General features: G+C 62.3%; 17 protein-coding genes. 7 read left to right on the forward strand and 10 right to left on the reverse strand.

Features of this window, described 5'->3' with window-relative positions; translation table 11 throughout:
* The first annotated feature begins 59 nt into the window (after nucleotides 1-59).
* From mltG to gmk, 3 genes are all read left to right on the forward strand, one after another.
* Entirely contained in the window at nucleotides 60-1,313 is a 1,254-nt protein-coding gene (gene mltG, locus LB569_RS25265) for an endolytic transglycosylase MltG (RefSeq protein ID WP_224541025.1), read from the forward strand.
* Between the two features lie 154 nt (nucleotides 1,314-1,467).
* Nucleotides 1,468-2,358 (forward strand): YicC/YloC family endoribonuclease, encoded by an 891-nt coding sequence (locus tag LB569_RS25270; protein ID WP_224694513.1) that lies wholly within the window; start codon nucleotides 1,468-1,470, stop codon nucleotides 2,356-2,358.
* Nucleotides 2,359-2,379: 21 nt separating this feature from the next.
* A complete protein-coding gene (gene gmk / locus LB569_RS25275) occupies nucleotides 2,380-3,036 on the forward strand; it encodes a guanylate kinase (RefSeq protein WP_140710542.1) in 657 nt (218 codons plus the stop codon).
* Nucleotides 3,037-3,162: 126 nt separating this feature from the next.
* On the opposite strand, the gene rsmA is transcribed toward gmk, so the two are convergent.
* From rsmA to lptF, 6 genes are all read right to left on the reverse strand, one after another.
* Nucleotides 3,163-4,002 carry a 16S rRNA (adenine(1518)-N(6)/adenine(1519)-N(6))-dimethyltransferase RsmA gene (gene rsmA, locus LB569_RS25280; protein WP_224694557.1) on the reverse strand — a complete coding sequence of 280 codons (840 nt, stop codon included), beginning with the start codon at nucleotides 4,000-4,002 and terminating at the stop codon, nucleotides 3,163-3,165.
* A 25-nt stretch (nucleotides 4,003-4,027) separates the two neighbouring features.
* On the reverse strand, nucleotides 4,028-5,044 hold the full coding sequence (gene pdxA / locus LB569_RS25285; protein ID WP_224694514.1) for a 4-hydroxythreonine-4-phosphate dehydrogenase PdxA: 1,017 nt from the start codon (nucleotides 5,042-5,044) through the stop codon (nucleotides 4,028-4,030).
* A gap of 13 nt (nucleotides 5,045-5,057) precedes the next feature.
* Nucleotides 5,058-5,990, reverse strand: coding sequence for a peptidylprolyl isomerase (locus LB569_RS25290; protein ID WP_181173871.1), 933 nt, complete (start codon nucleotides 5,988-5,990; stop codon nucleotides 5,058-5,060).
* A gap of 88 nt (nucleotides 5,991-6,078) precedes the next feature.
* The gene (locus LB569_RS25295) at nucleotides 6,079-8,523 is read right to left on the reverse strand and encodes an LPS-assembly protein LptD (RefSeq protein WP_224694515.1); all 2,445 of its coding nucleotides are present in this window, start codon (nucleotides 8,521-8,523) and stop codon (nucleotides 6,079-6,081) included.
* Nucleotides 8,523-9,608, reverse strand: coding sequence for an LPS export ABC transporter permease LptG (gene lptG / locus LB569_RS25300; protein ID WP_224694558.1), 1,086 nt, complete (start codon nucleotides 9,606-9,608; stop codon nucleotides 8,523-8,525). Before lptG ends, LB569_RS25295 begins: the two co-directional genes overlap by 1 nt.
* On the reverse strand, nucleotides 9,605-10,807 hold the full coding sequence (gene lptF / locus LB569_RS25305; protein WP_140710530.1) for an LPS export ABC transporter permease LptF: 1,203 nt from the start codon (nucleotides 10,805-10,807) through the stop codon (nucleotides 9,605-9,607). Before lptF ends, lptG begins: the two co-directional genes overlap by 4 nt.
* Before the next feature lie 364 nt (nucleotides 10,808-11,171).
* Here lptF and LB569_RS25310 point away from each other — a divergent pair, with 364 nt between their 5' ends.
* Complete coding sequence (locus tag LB569_RS25310) at nucleotides 11,172-12,695, forward strand: leucyl aminopeptidase (RefSeq protein ID WP_224694559.1); 1,524 nt, start codon at nucleotides 11,172-11,174, stop codon at nucleotides 12,693-12,695.
* A gap of 9 nt (nucleotides 12,696-12,704) precedes the next feature.
* Nucleotides 12,705-13,154: a DNA polymerase III subunit chi gene (locus LB569_RS25315; protein WP_224694516.1), complete on the forward strand. Its 450-nt coding sequence runs from the start codon at nucleotides 12,705-12,707 to the stop codon at nucleotides 13,152-13,154.
* A gap of 149 nt (nucleotides 13,155-13,303) precedes the next feature.
* Here LB569_RS25315 and LB569_RS25320 read toward each other — a convergent pair whose 3' ends face one another.
* Together LB569_RS25320 and LB569_RS25325 are read right to left on the reverse strand one after the other, a co-directional pair.
* A complete protein-coding gene (locus tag LB569_RS25320; protein ID WP_224694517.1) occupies nucleotides 13,304-13,822 on the reverse strand; it encodes a DUF995 domain-containing protein in 519 nt (172 codons plus the stop codon).
* A 131-nt stretch (nucleotides 13,823-13,953) separates the two neighbouring features.
* Entirely contained in the window at nucleotides 13,954-14,877 is a 924-nt protein-coding gene (locus LB569_RS25325) for a glycoside hydrolase family 26 protein (protein WP_224694518.1), read from the reverse strand.
* 608 nt (nucleotides 14,878-15,485) lie between these two features.
* Here LB569_RS25325 and LB569_RS25330 point away from each other — a divergent pair.
* Complete coding sequence (locus LB569_RS25330; RefSeq protein ID WP_224694519.1) at nucleotides 15,486-17,366, forward strand: glycosyltransferase; 1,881 nt, start codon at nucleotides 15,486-15,488, stop codon at nucleotides 17,364-17,366.
* A gap of 352 nt (nucleotides 17,367-17,718) precedes the next feature.
* Nucleotides 17,719-18,135 (forward strand): hypothetical protein, encoded by a 417-nt coding sequence (locus LB569_RS25335; protein ID WP_224694520.1) that lies wholly within the window; start codon nucleotides 17,719-17,721, stop codon nucleotides 18,133-18,135.
* A gap of 210 nt (nucleotides 18,136-18,345) precedes the next feature.
* On the opposite strand, the gene LB569_RS25340 is transcribed toward LB569_RS25335, so the two are convergent.
* Together LB569_RS25340 and LB569_RS25345 are read right to left on the reverse strand one after the other, a co-directional pair.
* Nucleotides 18,346-19,395: a glycosyltransferase family 2 protein gene (locus LB569_RS25340; RefSeq protein WP_411970254.1), complete on the reverse strand. Its 1,050-nt coding sequence runs from the start codon at nucleotides 19,393-19,395 to the stop codon at nucleotides 18,346-18,348.
* Nucleotides 19,392-20,318 (reverse strand): lysylphosphatidylglycerol synthase domain-containing protein, encoded by a 927-nt coding sequence (locus tag LB569_RS25345; protein ID WP_224694521.1) that lies wholly within the window; start codon nucleotides 20,316-20,318, stop codon nucleotides 19,392-19,394. Before LB569_RS25345 ends, LB569_RS25340 begins: the two co-directional genes overlap by 4 nt.
* Between the last annotated feature and the right edge of the window lie 133 nt (nucleotides 20,319-20,451).

Below are 20,451 nucleotides of genomic sequence, written 5' to 3' on the forward strand. Positions count from 1 at the left end.
CCATATTCGCCCCTACTCTGCCGCGGGGGATTCGTTGAGAGATCGAACGGTAGGGCGAAATGAATACAAATCCGGCGGGCAACGGAGAATTCGGGCAAGGGACGGCGAATACCGGGCCGATCGTGCCGAAGACAGCGAGTGAGGCGTTGCGGCCGGAGGTTGGAACGCCGCCGCCGAAACGGTCGCGCGCCTCGCGTAGCCAGATCGTCGTGTTCATGAACTTCGTCATCTCGTCGGTGATGCTGATGGTTCTTGCGGCGGGCGTGGCCGTCTATTTCGGCAAGCAGGAATTCACCGAACCCGGCCCCTCGGCCAATGGCGACACCTTCCTCGTCAAGCCCAACACCGGCGTGCAGGACATCGCCGACCAGCTCGAGCGCCGCGGACTGATCAGCGACGCCCGCATTTTCCGCCTCGGCGTCCGTGCCTTCGGCAACGATTCCGCGCTCAAGGCCGGTGAATACGAGATCAAGCCCAAAGCCTCCATGCGCGACATCATGGAACTCCTGAAGAGTGGCAAGTCGGTGATGTATTCGCTGACCATTCCGGAGGGACTAACGGTCGAGCAGGCCTTGCAGCGCATCGCCGAAGAACCCGCCCTGAGTGGCGAAATGCCGGCGAAGACGCCTCCGGAGGGCAGCCTTGCCACCGATACGCTTCGTTTCACGCGTGGCGCGACGCGTCAGCAGATGGTCGACAAGCTGCTCGCCGATCAGAAGAAACTGGTCGATGAGGTGTGGCAGAGGCGCGCGCCGGATCTGCCCCTGGCCAGCGTCGAGGACTTTGTCACCCTGGCCTCGATCGTCGAGAAGGAAACCGGCAAGGGTGATGAACGCTCGCGCGTGGCCGCCGTCTTCCTGAACCGATTGGCCAAGGGCATGCGCCTGCAGTCCGATCCGACCATCATTTACGGTCTGTTTGGCGGCAAGGGCAAACCGGCGGACCGTCCGATCTACCAGTCCGACATCCAGAAGCAGACGCCCTACAACACCTATGTGATCAGCGGCTTGCCGCCGACGCCCATCGCCAATCCGGGCCGCGCGGCCCTCGAGGCCGTGGCCAATCCATCGAAGACCGACGATCTCTATTTCGTCGCCGACGGCACGGGCGGTCACGTCTTCGCCGCGACCCTGGACGAGCACAATGAGAACGTCGCCCGCTATCGGGCGCTGCAGAAGAAGCAGGCCGATGACGCAGCCAAGGCCGCCGCTGCCGCCGGCACCAGCGGCGGCACCGACAAGCCTGCCGCCGACAAGCCCGCCGACGATGGCGCCGACGGCGACGCCGGCGGTGATGCGGGCGCGGCTCAATAAGTGAAGAAAGGCGTTGCCTGAAAGGCGGCGGCCTGACATTTGAAAGAACGCCAGGCGTCCGATTTCGACGCATTCGCGGCGTGGTCATTTTAAGCCGCGCTAGCCCCTCCGGAAAACCGGTGTCGGGGTGAGGCGCCAGGAATGTGCGGGCGACATGAATTTGCAGAGCATGACGGGTTTCGCGCGGGCCGTCGCCGAGCATGACGGCACCTCGATCGCCTGGGAAGTCAAATCCGTCAATGGCAAGAGCGTCGAGGTGCGGCTGCGGCTGCCTCAGGGGTTCGAGCGGTTGGAGCCCGTGGTCAGGCAAACGCTGCAGAAGCGTTTCGCCCGCGGCAATTTCCAGGCGACGCTGACCATCGGCCGCGCGGCCGGCGCGCAGGCGCAACCTGTCGTCAACGAGGCTTTTCTGAAAGACCTCGCCGGTCTGGCCAAGCGGTTGCAGGAACAGTTCGGCGCCGCGCCCGCGACGGCTGACGGGTTGCTGTCGCTGCGTGGCGTGCTCGACGTTCCCGAAACCGTCGAAACCGAAGAGGCGCGAGCCGCGCTCGACACCGCCATCATGGCCGCGCTCGATGTGGCGCTGAGCGGACTGGAACAGGCTCGGCAAGGAGAAGGCGCGGCACTTTCCTTGCTCTTGTCCGGTCATATCGACACCATCGAGACACTGACCCTGCGCGCGGAAGCGGACCCGTCACGCGATGCGGCGGCGATCCGCGAACGCATCGCCGAGCAGGTCAGGCTGCTGATGGATGCATCCGCCAATCTGGATGCGAGCCGGCTGCACATGGAGGCGGCGTTCCTCGCCACCAAGGCCGATATTCGCGAAGAGATCGACCGGCTGAAAACGCATGTCGCGTCTGGCCGGGCCTTGCTTCAGGGCGGCGGCGCCGTCGGCCGCAAGCTTGATTTTCTGGCACAGGAATTTAACCGCGAATCAAATACGCTGTGTTCCAAGTCGAATGCCGCGGCCGTCACGGCGATCGGGCTGGAATTGAAGGCCGTGGTCGACCAGTTTCGTGAACAGGTCCAGAATCTGGAGTAGCCGATGGTTGCCAAGGAACCGATGGTTGCCAGGGATTTGGGATCCCGCATCCGCCGCCGGGGGTTGATGCTCGTCCTGTCGTCGCCCTCGGGTGCCGGCAAGTCGACGATCGCGCGCAATCTTCTGGAAAGCGACTCCAGCCTCGAACTCTCGGTCTCGGTCACCACGAGGCCGCGACGCGGTTCGGAGATCGAGGGCGTCCATTATCACTTCCGCACGATGCGCGACTTCGAGCGGCTGCGCGATTCCGACGCGCTGCTCGAATGGGCGCAGGTGCACGGCAATTGCTACGCGACACCGCGCGAGCCGGCTGAACTGGCGCTGGCGCAAGGCCGCGACATGCTGTTCGACATCGACTGGCAGGGCGCTCAGCAGCTCAAGGAGAAGATGCGCGCCGACATCGTCTCGATCTTCATCCTACCGCCATCGATGAAGGAATTGAAGGCACGGCTGAAGCGCCGCGCCGAGGACCAGGAAGCGGTGATCGAGACGCGGCTCAAGAACGCCCGCAACGAGATCGAGCACTGGAAGGAATATGACTTCGTCATCGTCAATGACGATCTCGACCGTGCCTTCGCCGAGGTGCGCGGCATCGTCGTGGCCGAGCGGCTGCGGCGCGACCGCCGGCCCGGTCTCTTCGACTTCGTCTCGGGATTGCTGGACGAGAAGACGGCGTAAGCGCCTCTCCTTCCTTCTCCCCGTTCACGGGCAGAAGGTGGCCCGAAGGGCCGGATGAGGGGCGGCGCCGTTCCTTCGTTGGTTCGTGCCGCCTGCCGCCATCCTCTCACCGTAAACGGAGAGAAGTTACACCGCATTGGTCAGCCGTACGAACTCCTCGACGCTGAGTGTTTCGGCGCGTCGCGTCGGATCGATTTCCGCTCGTTCGAGCAAGGCCTCGCCGCCGAGGCTTTTCACGCTCTGCCGCAGCATCTTTCGGCGCTGGCCGAAGGCGGCTTCCGTCACCCGGCCTAGTTTCCTCACATCGGCGGGCAGGGGTGTCGCGCGCGGCTCCAGATGTACCACCGAAGAGGTGACCTTGGGTGGCGGCGTGAAAGCCTGGGGCGGTACGTCGAAGGCGATCCTGGCCTGCGTGCGCCAGCCGGCGAGCACGCCGAGCCTGCCATAGGCATCGCTGCCGGGTGCCGCCACGATCCGCTGGGCGACCTCACGCTGAAACATCAGCGTCATCGAGGCGTAGAAGGGCGGCCAGTCCACGACCGTCAGCCATCGGACCAGCAGTTCCGTGCCGATGTTGTAGGGCAGATTGGCCACGATCCGGACCTTGCCACCGTCTCCAGCAGCCTCCGAGGCGAGGGCGGCGAAGTCGGTCTTCAGCGCGTCTCCTGAAATCACCTGCAGCCGGTCGGGGTAATGAGCGGAGACTTCGGCAAGCGCCGCCAGGCAGCGTTCGTCGCGCTCGATGGCGACGACCCGGCGGGCGCCGTTGGACAGCAGCGCCCTCGTCAACCCTCCAGGCCCGGGCCCGACTTCAATTACCGTGGCATTCGTCAGGTCGCCGGCGCTGCGTGCGATCTTGCCTGTCAAATTGAGATCAAGCAGGAAGTTCTGGCCGAGCGCCTTTTTCGCCTGCAGCCCGTGGCGCTCGATGACGTCCCGCAGCGGCGGCAGCCCATCGAAGCTCATGCGCGAGGACCGGAAGCGGAAGCGCTCATGCGGCGACGGCCTTTGCGTCGACGTCAGCGAGCTTTCTGGCAAGCTTCAGTGCCGCGATCAGGCTGTCTGGTCGCGCCACGCCCTTGCCGGCGATGTCGAAGGCGGTGCCATGGTCGGGCGAGGTGCGGATGAAGGGCAGGCCCAGCGTGACGTTGACCGCCTCGTCGAAGGCCAGCGTTTTGGCCGGGATCAGGGCCTGGTCGTGATACATGCACAATGCGGCGTCGTAGCCTGCCCGCGCCCGGGCGTGGAACAGCGTGTCGGCGGACAGGGGGCCGAAAGCATCGATGCCTTCAGCGCGCAGGATGTCGACCGCCGGCCGCACGATACGCTCGTCTTCCAGGCCCATGGAGCCACCTTCGCCGGCATGTGGATTGAGGCCGGCAATGGCGAGGCGTGGCCTGGCGATGCCGAAGCGGCCGGCAAGGTCGGCCGCGGTGATGCGTGCGGTCGCGACGATCAATTCCGTCGTCAGGGCCTTCGGCACCTCGGCGAGCGCGATGTGGATGGTGACGGGAACCGTGCGCAGCTCAGGCCCTGCCAGCATCATCACCGGCATCGCCTCGACGCCGCCGTGCCGGGCAGCCAGATGCGCCAGATATTCGGTATGACCGGGGAAGCGGAAGCCGGCATCATAAAGCGGTTTCTTGGCAATCGGACAGGTCACCACGGCCGCGGCCTCGCCGGTAAGGCAGGCCGCGACCGCGCGGTCGATGGCCTCGAGGGTGCCGGCTGCATTGGCTGGGTCGGGCCGGCCGGGGCTATCGATGAAGCGCGCCGTCAGGGGAACGATCGGCAAGGCGCTGCCAAAGGCCTCTGTCGCCTGCGCCGGGGTCACCTCCTGGATAGCCAGCGAAATACCGAGATGACGCGCCCGCGAGGCGATCACGGCCGGGTCGGCCAGCAGGTAGAAGGCGGGCAAGCCAATGGCCTGTCGCGCCAGAAAGGCGGCAATGGCTATTTCAGGGCCGATACCGGATGGATCGCCGACGCTCAACGCCAGCGCGGTCATCGCGCTCCTCACGTCAGCGCTTGACGATGCGGGCTTTCGCCTTCAGCTCATCGACATATTTCTTGCTGAGGTCGTCGGCGGCCTTGTCGCTGGAGCCTTCGCTCTGGAACACCATCTGGGCGGTCTTGTCGTCGGACACTTCGCGCGACGAGCAGATGCCGATGAATTCGACGCCGCGTTCGGTCTCGCGCGTGACGGTGGCGCCACCGACCTTGGTCGCCTTGATCTGCTCGGCCCAGTCAGGCGGCAATTGCGGCGCCAGAACCCGGCCGAGATCACGAACGGTGACGTCGATCAGGCCCTTGGCGAATTCGCGCGTCGTATTGCAGCCGTTGAAGCGGGCGCGCATGGCGTCGGCCTCGCGCTTGCGTTTGGCCAGCGTCGCGCTGCGTTCGGCCGCCGGCACGACGAAGATGACCTGCTGCAGCATGTATTCCATGGCACTCGGCTTGGCGCCGCCCTTGTCGAGCATGCGCCTGACCGCGTCCTGTTCGGTCACGCTGCCACCTTCGCCGGAACGGTAACGCGCGCTGAGCGCCTGGTTCCATGCCATCTGGGCGCGAATGAATTCCTTGAAATGATCCTTGCCGACGCCGGATTTTTCCATGACGCCGTCGAGCTGGCCGAGCTGCATCTTGTTGTTGGTGGCAAAGCGCTGATAGGCGGCCTCGACCTGGGCATCGCTAATGCGGATGCCAAGCCGCTTGGCCTCGGCGAGGCGCAGCGTCTGGTCGATCATTTCCTGGGCGGCATCGCCCTTCTTGCGCTGCAGCTTCAGGAAGGCGGCACGATGGGCGATATCACCACTGGTGACCGGTATGTCGTTGACGACGTATTTGATCTCGCTGGCGAAAGCCGGCGGCGTCATGACGGTCATCGACACGGATGTCGCCGCCACAAGCAACGCGAACCCTGCTGAAAAGAGGTATTTCCTCATCCTTGGCATCCCAATTCTATCCCGGCTCCGCCCGACTCCGTCCCCTTCCGGATGCGCGAATCCGTGCCAGCCCTATGCGGCAAAACGATGTCGCCGCTTATTGGATGGTGTCGACTCCGTTGCTCGACGAACCGAAGTCGCCGAGGGTGCGGAACGACAGGTTGAAGCCGATGCTCTGCGTCACTTCCCTGGTGTTGAGGTCACGCGACTGCGAGTACGTCATCAGATAGGTGAAGCAGGAATCGTTGTAGGCGAAGCCTACACCGTCCTTGACCAGCAGGCTCTCCTGCAAATCGTAGGTTCCTGTCCCGAACACGCGCCAGTTCTCGGCGAGATGCGTCGATGCGCCGAGCGTGACCTCGTGACGGTCGGTCGTGAAGCCATAGAGCGGCTGGGCCTGGATGAAGGCATATTTGGCGCTCAACGACACCGGCAGGCCGGAATAGGCGGCTTTCAGCTCGGCGCGGCGGACCTCGAAGCTCTGTTCGTCGAACCGACCGCTGACCGAGGCAGCGAATCCATTCGGGCTGGTGATCCCAAACAGGCCGACATAGTCGGACTTGGTGGTCTCCAGGCCTGAATTTGCGCCGACATTGACCAGATCGGGTGCCGCGAAGGAGTTTTCGCCGCCGATCTGATAGGATTGGCCGAAGATCGCATTGGTGCCCCAGCCATTGATGTAGGAGCCGGAATAACGCATGCCGACATTGGCGCGCGAGCCGCCCTCGATGCGGTCATAACCGGAGAACTTGTCGCGTTCGAACAGCGTGGTCGCGTCGAAGACCATGCTCTGCGCGTCTTCGTTCGGAACGGAGAGGCCGCCGACATATTGTTCGTTCGGACGCAGGAACACCTGCGCCATCGGCTCGAAAACATGGCTCGATCCGCTGGCCATGGAAAACAGCAGCGGCCAGCTCATCTCCAGCCCGGCGGTCGCCATGTAGCGGGCAAAGGACGAGCGCATGTCTTCGTTGGTATTTATCACAGGGTTGGCGGCCATCTCCTGAATGGCAGCGAGCGAATTCGATGAAGCGCGGACGTAGTCGACATCGCCCTGGAATGCCAGCAGCGGTGTCAAAACCAGCCCGTCATCGGTGACGAAGCTCCGTTTCCACTCGGCCTCGGCGGTGAGGCGGCCGGACTCGCCTTCGATACCGCGCACGCGCTGCGCAAGCGTGGAAGAGTCGTATGGCGTGTTGAAAGCCTCGTCGAGATCTTCGCGGCGGATGACGCGTGTATTGACGTTGAGCGACAACTGGCCGCCGGCAACCGACGTGTCGGGGATATAGGCATAGTCGAGCGAGGGCAGCACCCAGGGCTGCTGGCCGCTTCGCGCCGCGGGATTGTCGTTGGGCGCATCTTCCTGGACTTCGAAATGCATGGCGCGCACGTCGAAATAATTACGGTCGTTGAGACCGGTCAGATAGACCGAGGACTGGTGGACGTATGAATTGTACTTGGCGATGTTGTAGGTATTCGAGAAGTTCTTGTCGGTCTGCAGCAACACGTCCCAGCCGAAATTCCAGCGTTCGTTGATCGCGAACTGCCCTTGCGTGCCCATCATGCCGCGGAACTTGTTCGGATCGCCCACCGCGCCGGAATCGATATTGTGGCCAGCGGTCGAGGGGAATGCGCCGCTGTCGATGAAGGCGTCCGGATCCTGCTGCTGAATGCCGGCGATCTTGAAAGTGTATTCGCCATTGTTGAAGCGCTGGCGCCATTCGGCTTCGCCGAGGAAGCCTTGCTTGGTGTAGCCGCTGCCCGTCACCGTCAGGTCATATGTCGGCGAAAGGGCGAAATAATAGGGAACCTTGACGCTGTACCCCAGATGGCTGTTGTAGCCGATGCTCGGGATCAGGAAGCCGCTCTTGCGTTTCACCGTCGGGTCGGCGATCTCGAACGCCGGCAGGTAGGCGAGCGGAAAGCCGAAGAACTCGAAATTCGCATTCTCGAAGCGAACCGTCTTCTTCTCACCGTTCCAGATGATCTTCCTGGCCTTGACCCGCCATGTCGGCGCCTTGTCAGGCTTGTCCTCGCAAGGTTCGCAGGCGGTGTAGACGCCATTATGGAAGGTGGTCAGCACGCCGCCCATGCGTTCGGCGCTTTCGGCGGCGAAATAGGCCTTGTCGACAGTTTCCACGCGTAGCGCGTTGACGAAACCGTCGGCGAAATCGTCGGTGATGTCGATGTGCTGCGAATTGATCTTGGTGCCGTCGCTGTTGACGATTTCGACGTTGCCGCTGGCAACCATCCGCTTGGTGTTGCGGTTGTAGACGACCTTCTGGGCGACGAGGCGGTTGCCGCCATAGTCGATCTGCACGCCGCCGACGGCGGTCACGGTCTGGTTATCGTTGTTGTACTCCAGCGTGTCGGCGGCCAGCAGCATCTGCGAGCCGGACGGAACCGTGGTCGCCAACTGGCCGACCTCCTGCGCGAAGGCTGGCAACGAGACGCCGCAGGCGACCAGGCAAGCCAAGGCGCTCGCCGCATAGAGGCGCGCCAAACGGGCCTGCCTGTTGCTGGGCAAAAACGCCTCCCTCACTAGCCGTCTTCCTTGTATAGCAGGAAAGTCACCCCGAAGAACATAGCTACCACGACCGGCACCCAGGCGGCTATGGCGGTCGGCACGAACCCCGCCACGCCGAATGCCTTCACCAGCACCGAAACGACATAAAGCAGAAAGCCGGCAACGACGCCACCCAGAATCATCGTTCCCGACTGCCCCATCCGCGCAAATCGCATTGAAACTGTTGCCGCAATCAGCGTCATGGCGACGAGCAGGAATGGCAACGCCACCAGCGAATCAAACTGCATGGCAAAGGCATTTGCCTTGAGGCCGAAGGAACGGGCAACCTCGATTTTTCCGGGTAGGTCGTAGAAAGGAATTGTCTCAGGGCGCGCCAACCGCTCCTGCACGAATTCCGGCTTCAGGTTGGTCGGCACGCGATCGCTCGCCATGGGCTGGATGGTGCCGTTTCTGAAGGTCTTCACATCCTGCAATTCCCAATAGCCGTCGCGCAGGTAAGCGCGCGCCGCATCCTTGCGCTCGACGATATTGCCTTGCTGGTCGAGGATGAAAAAGACGGCGTCGGCCATCTCCAGCCCCTGGTCGAGGATGGCCCGCGCGCCGATGATCGTGTCGCCGGAGCTGGTCTTCTGGCGAATCCAGGGCGCGGCATCGGCCGAAACCGTGTTGGATTTGCCGGAGCGCAGCTGGGTCTCGATCTGTTCGGACAAGGAGAAGGCGTGCGCGGCGAGCGGGTTGATGATTCCGACCGACACGGCGCCGAACAGCAGTGCGCCGATGCAGCATGGCAAGAGGAACTGCCAGGCGGAAACCCCCGCGGACCGCGCGATGACAAGTTCGTAACGTCGGTTGAGCGAAACCAGCGTCGCCATTGCCGAGAACAAGCCGACAAACGGCACCGTCTGCAGCATGATCATGGGCATTCGAAGGCCCGAAATGGCCATCGCCGTGCCATAGGTGAACCCCGGCAGGCCGGTGGTGCGGCCGGACAGTTCGGTGAAATCGATCAGGAATACCAGCGCCAGAAGGCCCAGGAAGAACCAGATCGTGATCGCCACGTAGCGGAAGAAGAAATAGCGGCCCAGCGTCCAGCCCATCAGCCGACCCCCTGGCCCGAGGTGCCGCGCCTGGATAGACGCAACTTGAGGGCGTTCCAGCTTTCACCGACGCGGCTGGCCAGGTTGGTCATCCAGTCCGCCCAGGCAACCGGCAGTTCCATGGTCCGGTTCGACATGATGAACCAGATCGCCACCGCGGACGCGACGATCGGCACGCCATAGACCACATAGGAATATTGCGGAACCTCGTCGGCCTTGCTCGCGGCGAAGAAGCCCAGCCAGCGCACGAACAGCGATATCGCGATGGCCGTGATCAGCGGATTGACGCGCGCCTCGCGATGCGAACGCGCGTCTCCCGCCACCGCGAGTGCGATCAGCGCGAACACCATGGAGTATGTCCATTCCGAAAACCGCTGGTCGATCTCGGCCCGGTACTCCTGGGGACTTTGTTGATAGTACTTGTCGTTGGGGCTCGGATTGAGCAGGTATTGGGTTGTCTGGTCCTTCGGCAGGAGCGTCACCTGGTTGGCCGCCGACATGAAGGCCGACATGTCGAAGGCATAGGACGTGAACCGGATGACACTGAGGTCGCCCGTCAGCGTTTTGCGATGAATGACGCCGTCATTCATCATCAGGACCTTTTCGCCGCCGCGCTCGATGATGCTGCCGTTTTTGGCGTAATAGACCAGATTGACGCCCTCTTCGCGCGAATCGGCGACGAAGATGCCACCCAGCCGGTTGTCGGGCAGCCGCTCGCCAATCTGCAGGAACAGTCCGTCCTCTATTTTCCGGAAGGTACCTTCCTGGATGATCAGCGACAAAAGGTCGGCGCGCGACTCCGCCACCAGGGCGCGGTTCTTCTGTCGCGCATAGGGGTCGATGCCGTTGTCCACGGCGAACGAAAAGACGCTGGCGGCAAGCGCCAGCAGCATGATCGGCCGCACAATGGTCCAGCGCGAGGCACCCGATGCATTGACCACCGCGAGTTCCGAATCCGAATTCATCACACTCAGTGTCTGGGCGACCGCCACCACCAGCGCGAAGGGCACGACGATCGGAATGATGGAGGGGAGAATGAGCGAGGCGACCTCGAAGAAGGTCAAAGCCGACTGGCCGCTGTCGGTGACCAGATTGATCTTGGCCAGCACCTGCGTCGTCCACACGATGGCCAGCGTCCAGACCAGCGCCGCCAGGAAGACCACGAAAGCGCGGCGCATGATGTAGCGTTCAACGACCTTCATGAAGGCTTTACTCGATTTTCTCGAACGGCATCATGCCACCACGTCAAGGGTAGCTGTCCGGCGACGCCCGCACAACTGGCTCCGTTGGGCTCCATCAGGCAGGCGATTAGGTTCCCGTCCCACGTCGCGTGCCGCAGCAGGTCGGAGTGTCGGCGGCAATGGATAAGAAAGGACGAACATCGATGGTTAACAACAGGTTGCGGCATGAAGCGGAGCCGTTCCGCGACGAATCGCCATCGATTCCATGTCTCATATGGGTAGCCATTTTGGCAAAGTCTTGCCAAATGCCGGAAAACGACCAAATGTCGCGGATCGCTTCAAACCGCTTCGCGCATCATCGCGCACTCTCCGAAAGCAGGACATGATGAATCCGAGACCATCGATCGCCTTTGCAAAATTCGCCGCGCCCCAGACGGCGGCGAGCAGGAAGGGCACGGTCTTCGTGCTGTCGGCGGATGAGGGCGGCTTGAGCGATGCCGCCAGGGCTTACGATCCGGGCAAGACGCTGGATCGCGCTTTCCCGGTCGCCGAGTTTACCGGCAAATTCGCTGGCATTGTCGAAATCCTGGCCCCGGAAGCAACATCGCTCGATAGATTGGTCGCGGTTGGCACCGGCAAGGTGTCGGGGCTCGACGAATATGCCTGGCTGAAGCTCGGCGGCACCATCGCGGCATCGCTGCGCAAGGCCACCGACGTGGCCGTGGTCCTCGATCTGGCCGGCGCCTCGCCCGATGGCAAGGACGCCGCGAACCTCGCGGCGGGCATTCTTCTGCGCGGCTATTCCTTCGACAAGTACAAGACCAGGAAGGATAAGGACGATGGCCAGGGGGGCGGCAAAGCCGAACCGAAAAAGCCGGTCAAGGTGACCATCCATACCGCCGACCCGGCAGGTGCGAAAAAGGCTTTCGCCGAAGTCGAGGCGGTGGTCGACGGCGTGCTTCTGGCGCGCGATCTCGTCAACGAACCGGCAAACGTGCTGGGACCCGTCGAATTCGCCGCCCGCGCCAAGGAACTCGAGGCGCTCGGCGTCAAGGTCGAGATCCTGACAGAGAAGGAGATGAAGAAGCTCGGCATGGGCTCGCTGCTCGGCGTCGCGCAAGGCTCGCCCCGAGGCGCCCGCATGGCGGTCATGCAATGGAATGGCGGCAAGGCCAAGGACAGTCCGGTCGCCTTCGTCGGCAAAGGCGTCACGTTCGACACCGGCGGCAATTCGATCAAGCCGGCGTCGGGCATGGAGGACATGAAGGGCGACATGGGCGGCGCCGCCGCCGTGACCGGGTTGATGCACGCGCTCGCCGCGCGCAAGGCCAAGGCCAATGTCGTCGGCATCATCGGCCTTGTCGAAAACGCGGTCGACGGTCATGCCCAGCGTCCCGGCGACATCGTCACCTCGATGTCGGGACAGACCATCGAGGTGCTCAACACCGACGCGGAGGGGCGCCTCGTTCTGGCCGATGCTCTGTGGTACTGCAACGATCGCTTCCAGCCTAAATTCATGGTCAACCTGGCAACGCTGACCGGCGCCGTCATGGTCGCGCTCGGCCTGCATTATGCCGGCCTGTTCTCCAACAATGACGAGCTGGCACAAAGGCTGACCGCGGCCGGACAGTCAACGCAGGAACGGCTCTGGCGCATGCCGCTCGGCGCAGAATACGACAAGCTGATCGATTCCAAGAACGCCGACATGAAGAACATTGGCGGCCGCTATGGCGGCGCCATCATCGCCGCGCAGTTCCTGCAGCGCTTCGTCAAGGACACGCCCTGGGCGCATCTCGACATTGCCGGGACCGCGATGGGCTCGCCGTTGAACGAGATCAACCAGTCCTGGGGTTCGGGTTTCGGCGTTCGGCTGCTGGACCGGCTGGTGCGTGATCACTACGAGGGCTGACGTTCATCCATGGCCGATGTGCTGTTCTACCATCTGACCGAATCGACGCTGGAGGATGCGCTGCCGGGCCTGCTCGAGCGCAGCGTCGATCGCGGCTGGCGCGCCGTGGTGCAGACCGGCACCGAAGAGCGGCGCGACGCGCTCGACCAGCATCTGTGGACCTTTCGCGATGATTCCTTCCTGGCGCATGCGACCGATCGCGAGGCATATCCCGGCGAACAGCCAATCCTGTTGACCACGGGTGACGGCAATCCCAACGAAGCCAAGATCAGGTTCCTGGTCGACGGCGCGGCGCCGCCCGACCTTGCCGGCTACGAGCGTGCGGTGTTCCTGTTCGATGGCCATGACGCGGCACAGGTCGAGATGGCCCGGTCGCATTGGAAGACGATGAAGGACGCTGGCCACGCGGTGACCTACTGGCAGCAGAACTCTGACCGCCGGTGGGAGCGCAAGGCGTAGAGCTATTCCGGGAAAAGTGTGCGCCTATCCCGGGAAAAAGCGCGTGGCGCTCTCCGTGGGAATTGCGCAAGAGCGAAGGACCGGAGCCGTTCGGCGTTTCCCTGAAACGATGAACATCTCCAGCCCGGCGACTGTTGCGGGTGACAGTTCTAGAGCCTTGCCTTGATCCGGTTCTGTTTCCTGGTGACGTAGTCGCCGTACTTCAATTTCGACGACTCGTCCGACCGGTTCCGATGCTGGCTCCTGAAAACGTACCATTCGCCGTCGGGCGATTTGCGCTTGTAGATCGCCTTGCCGGTCTGGCGATGCTCGAAGCAGGTCATGGAGCCTTTCACGCCCCAGGAGCCGTGCCATTTCGCGCGGTAGCACAACTTGCCGCCGCCGGGGATGAACCATATCCCGTCGCCATAGCTCGGCTGGCCCTTTTCCGTCGACCAGGCGTTGAATTGCCGCTTGCTGACGGCAAAGTATGCGGCCCCGTGATTGCCCCACATCCACGAACGGTTCCGATAGATCTGGTAGACGCCTTCGTCGGGCACCACGACGCCCTTTTGCGCCTGCTCGGCGATTTTGGCCGCAGTCTTGGCTGTCGCAGGGACCTGTAAGCCAAGAAGAAGAACGGAGCAGGCGAATGCCGCTCCGAGACAATTACCCAGCACTCGTTTCACGGAACTACTCCACGGACTGATTCACGCCACGCCTCACCATCATGCCGAAACACCGCTCCGGCATGATGCCAATCAAACAAGAAAGATGGAGATCCATCCCGTTCGTGTCGGGACGCATCGTAACGATGCGTCTACGGCAGGACGTGCTGGGTCACCCTCCAATCGGGCAGACCATAGCCCCCCAGCCACGGCCAGACTTCCTTCTGGTTGAAGTAGACAACCGATGTCAGCGCCGGGAACTCCGCATAGGATTTGCGTGAATCGTCCTGCCACTTCGAAACATAGTCCTGCTTGCCGACATAGCCGAGTTCCGCCACCACGATCGGCTTGTTGAAAGCCGCGACCCGGTCATACCCGGGCTTCAGCATCTCCTCGAACGTACGGTCGCGGCCGGCCTCGTCATTGTCCTTTTTCTGCAGGCCGAACACCGACAGGCCGATCACGTCGATATAGTCGTCGCCAGGGTAGTATTTTTCCAGGCCTTCCTCGCCTTTGGGCGACCACATGTATTTGGCCGCGGGGGCCGCCTTGCGGCAGAGATCGACTTCGCGCTTGTAAGCGGAGATCCAGTCCTTGGGAGCCCAGTTGGCCCAGGTGAAGCGGCCGTTCTTGTCTTCCATTTCCTGCGCCCAGCGAATGGTCACCGGGCTTTTCATCTGCCCCACCAGGCCGCAGATCGCCTGCATATTGGCATCATACCTGCCGCCCAATATGCCGTCACGCAGTTCGGGCGGGGTGATGCGCCAGTCCTTCGACCAGGTCCACGGCTCGATCGTGATCAACAGCGAGCGGTTGCGCTGCAGGGCGTAGGCGTCGGCCAGTGGCAGCGTCGACAGATCGACGTCTTCCCAAGGCAGGAACAGTTCCTCGATGCTTGCGGTCTTGTCATTGGTGAAATCGCCATAAGGATCGTAGGAGCCGAATGCCGATGCGGCGCTGCTCGTCTGAACGGGATCCGTCGCGGGAACGGAGCCGGCGCCTCCCGCGGTGGGGAAAGCGGCGCTTGCGCCCAAAGCCAACGTGATCACAAGTGCATTTGCTGCGGAGTGTTTCATCCTGATCTCCCATGGCCTCAACTTCCCGCGGAAGCCAAGACTCGCCCGGCGCATCGATGCCTGATCGACACGACTATCCAACACCGATCGGCTCTATTGGCGGAATCTGCGGGATTTCGGAGCGACCATAGGCGGGTGCGCGAACCATCTAAGGAGCCCACCCATTATCTCTCAAGGCGCCAACACCGAGGAGCTTCAGAGAGAAAGTTCGCCGCGATACTCACAAATTCGCGTCAACATTCCGATATATCATCCCTAGCTAATTTAAGAGCCGGACGGGGCCAAGAGTCAAGAACAATTAACGATCGGTTAACCTTGGCGCTCGCGACATGGTTAACGTTGCCCTTTCCCCTCGCCAATCCGTGGGACCCAAGTCCCTCTCGGTGAAGTCCTCGACGGAAAATTTTCGGCTCGCCCTTTGAGGATCTGGTGGCCCCCAAAAGGCCGCGGAATTCGTGCCGCGATCAAGGCGTTGGTTAACCAGTTCTCAAGACCTGTAGTTAAGAAAGGCTTAATTTAGTTGACTCTAATTGAGCGTGAGCGGATTCTGGAAGCCGGGTAAAAGGTTGTCAGCCGTCGTTCGGCTGACGCTCAGACTGGCGGTGCGTATGAGTGTTTCCGCGGACGTAGCAACCATCAGCGATAAGACCAGGCCGACACGCCGGTCTCGGGCGGCTCTGGCCAAGGCGGCGCGGAAGGGCCCTTTTCTGGTCCCCGTTCTGTCGGCCACTCAGCAATGGGTTTTGAGAGTGGCGCTGGCTTTCTGGTTTGTCACCCTGGTTTTCTTCTGGTCCTGGTGGCTACGGCCCGAGCATGTCGAATACATCGGACCATACGTCTTCGCGACGATGGTGCTGGCCTGGCTGACGCTGATGCCGATGTATTTCCTGTTGTTCGTGCTTGTGTCGAAAAAGCCGTCCCAATTTTATACCGTCGCTGCGGGTTCCAGAGTGGCGATGGTGGTGACGAAAGCGCCATCCGAACCGTTTTCCGTGGTGGCGCGCACGCTCGAGGCGATGCTTGCGCAGGATTATCCTCACGACACTTGGCTTGCCGACGAAGACCCTTCGCAGGAGACGATCGCTTGGTGCAAGGCGCGAAACGTCCAGATTTCGACGCGGCGAGGCCGGGAGGACTATCATCGCATGACGTGGCCGCGCCGGACTCGATGCAAGGAAGGCAATCTCGCCTTCTTTTATGATCACTACGGCTATGAACGCTACGACTTCGTCGCCCAGATGGATGCCGACCACGTGCCGACGCGGACCTATCTGCGCGAAATGTTGGCGCCCTTCGCCGATCCTGCGGTCGGCTACGTCTCGGCACCGAGCATTTGCGACAACAATGCCGCCGAGAGTTGGTCGGCCCGCGGCCGACTGTTCGTGGAGGGAATGCTGCACGGGCTCCTTCAATCCGGCTACACCAGCGTCGGAGCGCCGCTGTGCATTGGCTCGCACTATGCCGTGCGCACCGCTGCGTTGAAGCAGGCGGGTGGGCTTGGCCCAGAACTGGCCGAAGATCACTCGACCTCCATGCTGATCAACGCGACGGGCTGGCGCGGTGTGCATTCAATCGACGCCATTGCGCACGGTGACGGCCCGCAGACTTTCGCCGATCTCGTCACGCAGGAATTCCAGTGGTCGAGGAGCCTGACCACCATCTTGCTCCAATACTCGCCTATGTATCTCTCCAGGCTGAGGTTGCGATTGAGATTGCAGTTCCTCTTCTGCCAGCTTTGGTACCCGTTGTTCGCACTGCTCGCGCTCTCAACCTATCTCATGCCGATCTACGCGCTGGTTTCCGGCCAGAACTTCGCCAATGTGATGTATCTGGATTTCATTATCCACTACGCGCCGAGTTCGATCACGCCGATCGTGCTGGTGATGATGCTGAAGGCGTTCGCGCTCTCACGCCCGGTAACGGCCAAGGCCCTGAGCTGGGAGGGCATGCTGTTTCATTTCTTCGCACGCTGGCCATGGGTGCTGGCGGGCACCCTGTCGGCCGTCCGCGACCATCTGACCAGGTCGTTTGTCGATTTTCGCGTTACGCCGAAGGGGAGCGGCCCGAAGCATCTCCTGCCGGTTCGTGTCGTCATCCCCTATGTGGTGCTTGCCATCGGTGCGTCCTTGCCCGTTCTCCTTGTACAAAATCCGCAGAACGCCACGGGCTTTTATTGGTTCGCCGCCTTCAATGCGGTTCTATATGGCCTGCTGACGGTCGTGATCATTGCCAAGCACGTCACCGAGAACAAGATTTCCCTGCGGCCGAGCATCGGCAAATTTGCCTTGCAGGCCTCGCTCGCCGGCGTCGCATTGGCGGCTCCGCTGGCGGGTTTCTACGGCCGGGGCTTGGAGGGCATCTACGGGCTGCAGCAGGGTGCCGGCTCCGTCCATCTCGTCAGGATGGCTTTCCCGGTGTCAGGCGCCGGCATGGGTAAAATAGGCACCCGCAACTTCTACTTCGATCCAAGTTGGGAAATGCCGCGCTGAGCGTTCCGTAAAACCGGCAACGGCCCCTCCGACTCTGCCTGCCTGAGCGCCGGTCGCAGTTATTGCCACCGGCGCGGAGCTTTTGCCGGGCATCACATGGCAAGACTCCCCCGGCCAAGGCTCCCCCAGCCAAGACCGGCCAAGCCCCGGTCCGATCAGCTGAATTTTCATCGCATCCGAGCGAACAGTGAAAGACTGTGTTCATTATGCTGTTTGCACGAATTTTAATAAGTTCATTCTAATATACGGGTACGGCTTGAGTGAAAATGGTCATTCAAAAGGTGCGGGAAAAGCCGACTATAAAGTATATCATCCGCACGCAGCCGAGTTATGTTTAAGTTGGGAGCCGTCGATGAACAAGGTTACGGAAAGTCTGGCCAACAAAGGCAGAAAATATGCCGGTGCTGTTGCTGCCATTGTGTTGGTCTCGATGGTGTCCGGCTGCCAGACCATGGATACGACCAGGACCGGCTCGATTAACGGGCGGACCATCGACCATGGGTTCGGCAAAATGACCCATCACGTCAGGAACGTCCGTCACGTCAAGACGAAGGTTCTCTACCGCAAACCGCTCACACAGATGAGCGTCGTGACGCGCACCAGGGAGGAGGCCTACGCGGCCTTCGTGCGGCCGCAGCGGGTCGGCAGGCTGGCACCGGTGAAGGTTTCCTACAACCTGGGCAACGGTGGTCCGTTCCTGGGTCATTCGCCCTGGATTTGCGGTCCGAGCGGCTTCGGCCAGCGCGCCAGCTGCCGTTCGCGCTACTAGAGCAATTCCAGGAAAAGTGTGTAACGGTTTTCCGTCCGGAATTGCGTAAAAACAAAGAGTTAGAGCGGTTCGGCGATTCTATCAAACGCTGAACCGCTCTAGCTAGAACATCAGACCTGAAGTGGCGGCAGCCTGACCGGGTGCTGCCACTCAGAAAGGTGGGCGCATCGGCGTTGCGCCTCTCTTGCCCTTGACCGCGTTCCGATCAACTCATGAAGATCGGCTCGGGCGAAGCCAGCCGTCATTGTCACCGGGCGCCGGCCGCGGCCGCGCGACATAGGCCGACGATCCGTTCGCTTCGTGATAGACGCGGGCCAGCATTTCCGCCAGCACGCCCGACGTCACCATCTGCACCCCGGCGATCAGCAGGAAGAAGCCGGTGAACAGCATCGGACGTGTTCCGATGTCTTGGGCGAAGAACAGCTTCAGGCAAAGCAGATAGACAAGTATGAGCGAACCCAGCGCCCCAAGCGCGATGCCGATGCCACCGAAGAAGTGTCCGGGCCGTGTGCGATAGCGCATGAAGAAATACATGAACACCAGATCGAGCACGACCCTGAAGGTCCGCGAAATGCCGTATTTGGACTGGCCGTGGATGCGGGCATGATGCGTCACAACCTCCTGCGCGATGCGTCTGGGGGTCGTCACGGTAGCCAGCCATGCCGGGATGAAGCGGTGCATCTCGCCATAGAGCTTGACGCTGCGAATGACGCTGCCGCGATAGACCTTGAGGCTGCAGCCATAATCCTTGAGGCGCACGCCGGTGACGCGCGCGATCAAGGCGTTGGCGATGCGCGAGGGGAGCCGGCGCATAAAAAACCCCTCCTGGCGATCCTTGCGCCAGCCCACCACCAGGTCGAGATCCTCGTTCAGCAGGCGGTAGACCATGCGCGGGATGTCGAAGGGATCATTTTGCAGGTCGCCGTCGATCGTGGCGATGACGTCGCCGCGCGCGGCGTCGATGCCGGCCTGCATCGCCGCGGTCTGCTTGTAGTTGCGCACCAGTTCGACCGCATGCACATGCGGGCCGTAATGCGCCGCCAGTCGCCTGATCTCGCTCACCGTCGCATCGGTGCTGCCGTCGTCGACCAGCACGACCTCCCACGGCTGCTCGTAGCGTTCCATCGCCTGGTGAATACGTATCAGCAGCGGCTCGACGTTTTCGGCCTCGTTGTACATCGGCACGACAATGGACAGTGTATGGTCGGGCATCACCACGCCATCAGGCAGTCCCGAAGCAGGGATGGGCAATATGTTCATTGGGATGGCTTTCTAGCAGGTCCGACGGCCGGATTGCCCGGCAGCGTCGATTTCGAGGGAAACAGCCAGGCTATGGCGCCGGTGGCGATAGCCGAGCAGAAGATGAACAGGTGTAGGGCCAGTGCCGCCTGCAGGCCGCTTTTCATCGCGATCCCGGAGGTGAGCAGCGCCGCTGCCGCTCCCGCTTCGTAAGTGCCGAAGCCGGCGACGCCTTGCACCGGCAATATTGCGGCGCCCTCCGCCCCGACGACGCCTGGAAAGGCCGTCGTGAAGGATGTTCCCAGTATCAGGGCCAGCAGCCATCCCTGCACGGTGAGCTTCAGCGACCAGTTGGCGATCGTCCACCACCAGCCGTAGCGCGAGCGTCCGGTCGCCTCGGTGAAGGTGTCGCGGAGCAGGCCGAGCTTCGCCACGATCCTGCCGCGCCCGGCCCAGCCATGCGGCGCGCGCGCCCAGCGCGGCAGATACCAGGCGGCAGCGATCAGCGCGGCGATGCCAGCAATCCTTATCGCCGCATGCAGGCCCGGCCACACCGCCAGGGCCAGTACGCCGACGACAAAAGCGTCCTGCAGCCTGAACCACAGCAGCGAGGCGCTGGCGCGCATGATCGGCACGCCGAAGACCTGGCGCAGGAGCAGGGGAAAGGCCGTCTCGCCGCCCCGGAAGGGAACGACGTTGATCATCGCATTGTGGATCAGAATGACGCGCAGGCAGGCGCCGAACCGGCCATTGACCTCGTCGCGAAACTCATCGCAGACGCGCAACGCACGCAAGACATAGGTGACGAAAAAGGCGATCGTCGCTACCGCGAACGTGCCGGGCGTGATGCGGTCGAAGGCGTCGCCGACCATGCGCCAGCGCGAGTCGCTGGCCAGCCAGGCCAGCAGGGCCAGCGTCACGATTATCGAGATTGCTCTTTTCAACCAATTCTCCGCCGGTTTTCACCGCCGAGTTCCAGCGTCGGCATAGTGGCGAGCAAACATCCAAGGCGTCATCCTGGGTCGGTTCGCCTGGCCCACCGCCTTGCCGGCCTTCCGCGGGGCGGATGCGGGCCGC

It is taken from the genome of Mesorhizobium sp. BH1-1-4, from assembly GCF_020165665.1.
GTDB lineage: Bacteria > Pseudomonadota > Alphaproteobacteria > Rhizobiales > Rhizobiaceae > Mesorhizobium.

Bases quoted from the DNA above. Each gene is read 5' to 3' on its own strand.
- LB569_RS25325 (WP_224694518.1), bottom strand. From the start codon at position 14,877: ATGAAACACTCCGCAGCAAATGCACTTGTGATCACGTTGGCTTTGGGC.
- LB569_RS25310 (WP_224694559.1), top strand. From the start codon at position 11,172: ATGAATCCGAGACCATCGATCGCCTTTGCAAAATTCGCCGCGCCCCAG.
- rsmA (WP_224694557.1), bottom strand. From the start codon at position 4,002: ATGAGCTTCGATGGGCTGCCGCCGCTGCGGGACGTCATCGAGCGCCAC.
- lptF (WP_140710530.1), bottom strand. From the start codon at position 10,807: ATGAAGGTCGTTGAACGCTACATCATGCGCCGCGCTTTCGTGGTCTTC.
- mltG (WP_224541025.1), top strand. From the start codon at position 60: ATGAATACAAATCCGGCGGGCAACGGAGAATTCGGGCAAGGGACGGCG.
- LB569_RS25340 (WP_411970254.1), bottom strand. From the start codon at position 19,395: ATGAACATATTGCCCATCCCTGCTTCGGGACTGCCTGATGGCGTGGTG.
- LB569_RS25315 (WP_224694516.1), top strand. From the start codon at position 12,705: ATGGCCGATGTGCTGTTCTACCATCTGACCGAATCGACGCTGGAGGAT.
- gmk (WP_140710542.1), top strand. From the start codon at position 2,380: ATGGTTGCCAGGGATTTGGGATCCCGCATCCGCCGCCGGGGGTTGATG.
- LB569_RS25330 (WP_224694519.1), top strand. From the start codon at position 15,486: ATGAGTGTTTCCGCGGACGTAGCAACCATCAGCGATAAGACCAGGCCG.
- LB569_RS25290 (WP_181173871.1), bottom strand. From the start codon at position 5,990: ATGCCAAGGATGAGGAAATACCTCTTTTCAGCAGGGTTCGCGTTGCTT.
- LB569_RS25270 (WP_224694513.1), top strand. From the start codon at position 1,468: ATGAATTTGCAGAGCATGACGGGTTTCGCGCGGGCCGTCGCCGAGCAT.
- LB569_RS25335 (WP_224694520.1), top strand. From the start codon at position 17,719: ATGAACAAGGTTACGGAAAGTCTGGCCAACAAAGGCAGAAAATATGCC.
- pdxA (WP_224694514.1), bottom strand. From the start codon at position 5,044: ATGACCGCGCTGGCGTTGAGCGTCGGCGATCCATCCGGTATCGGCCCT.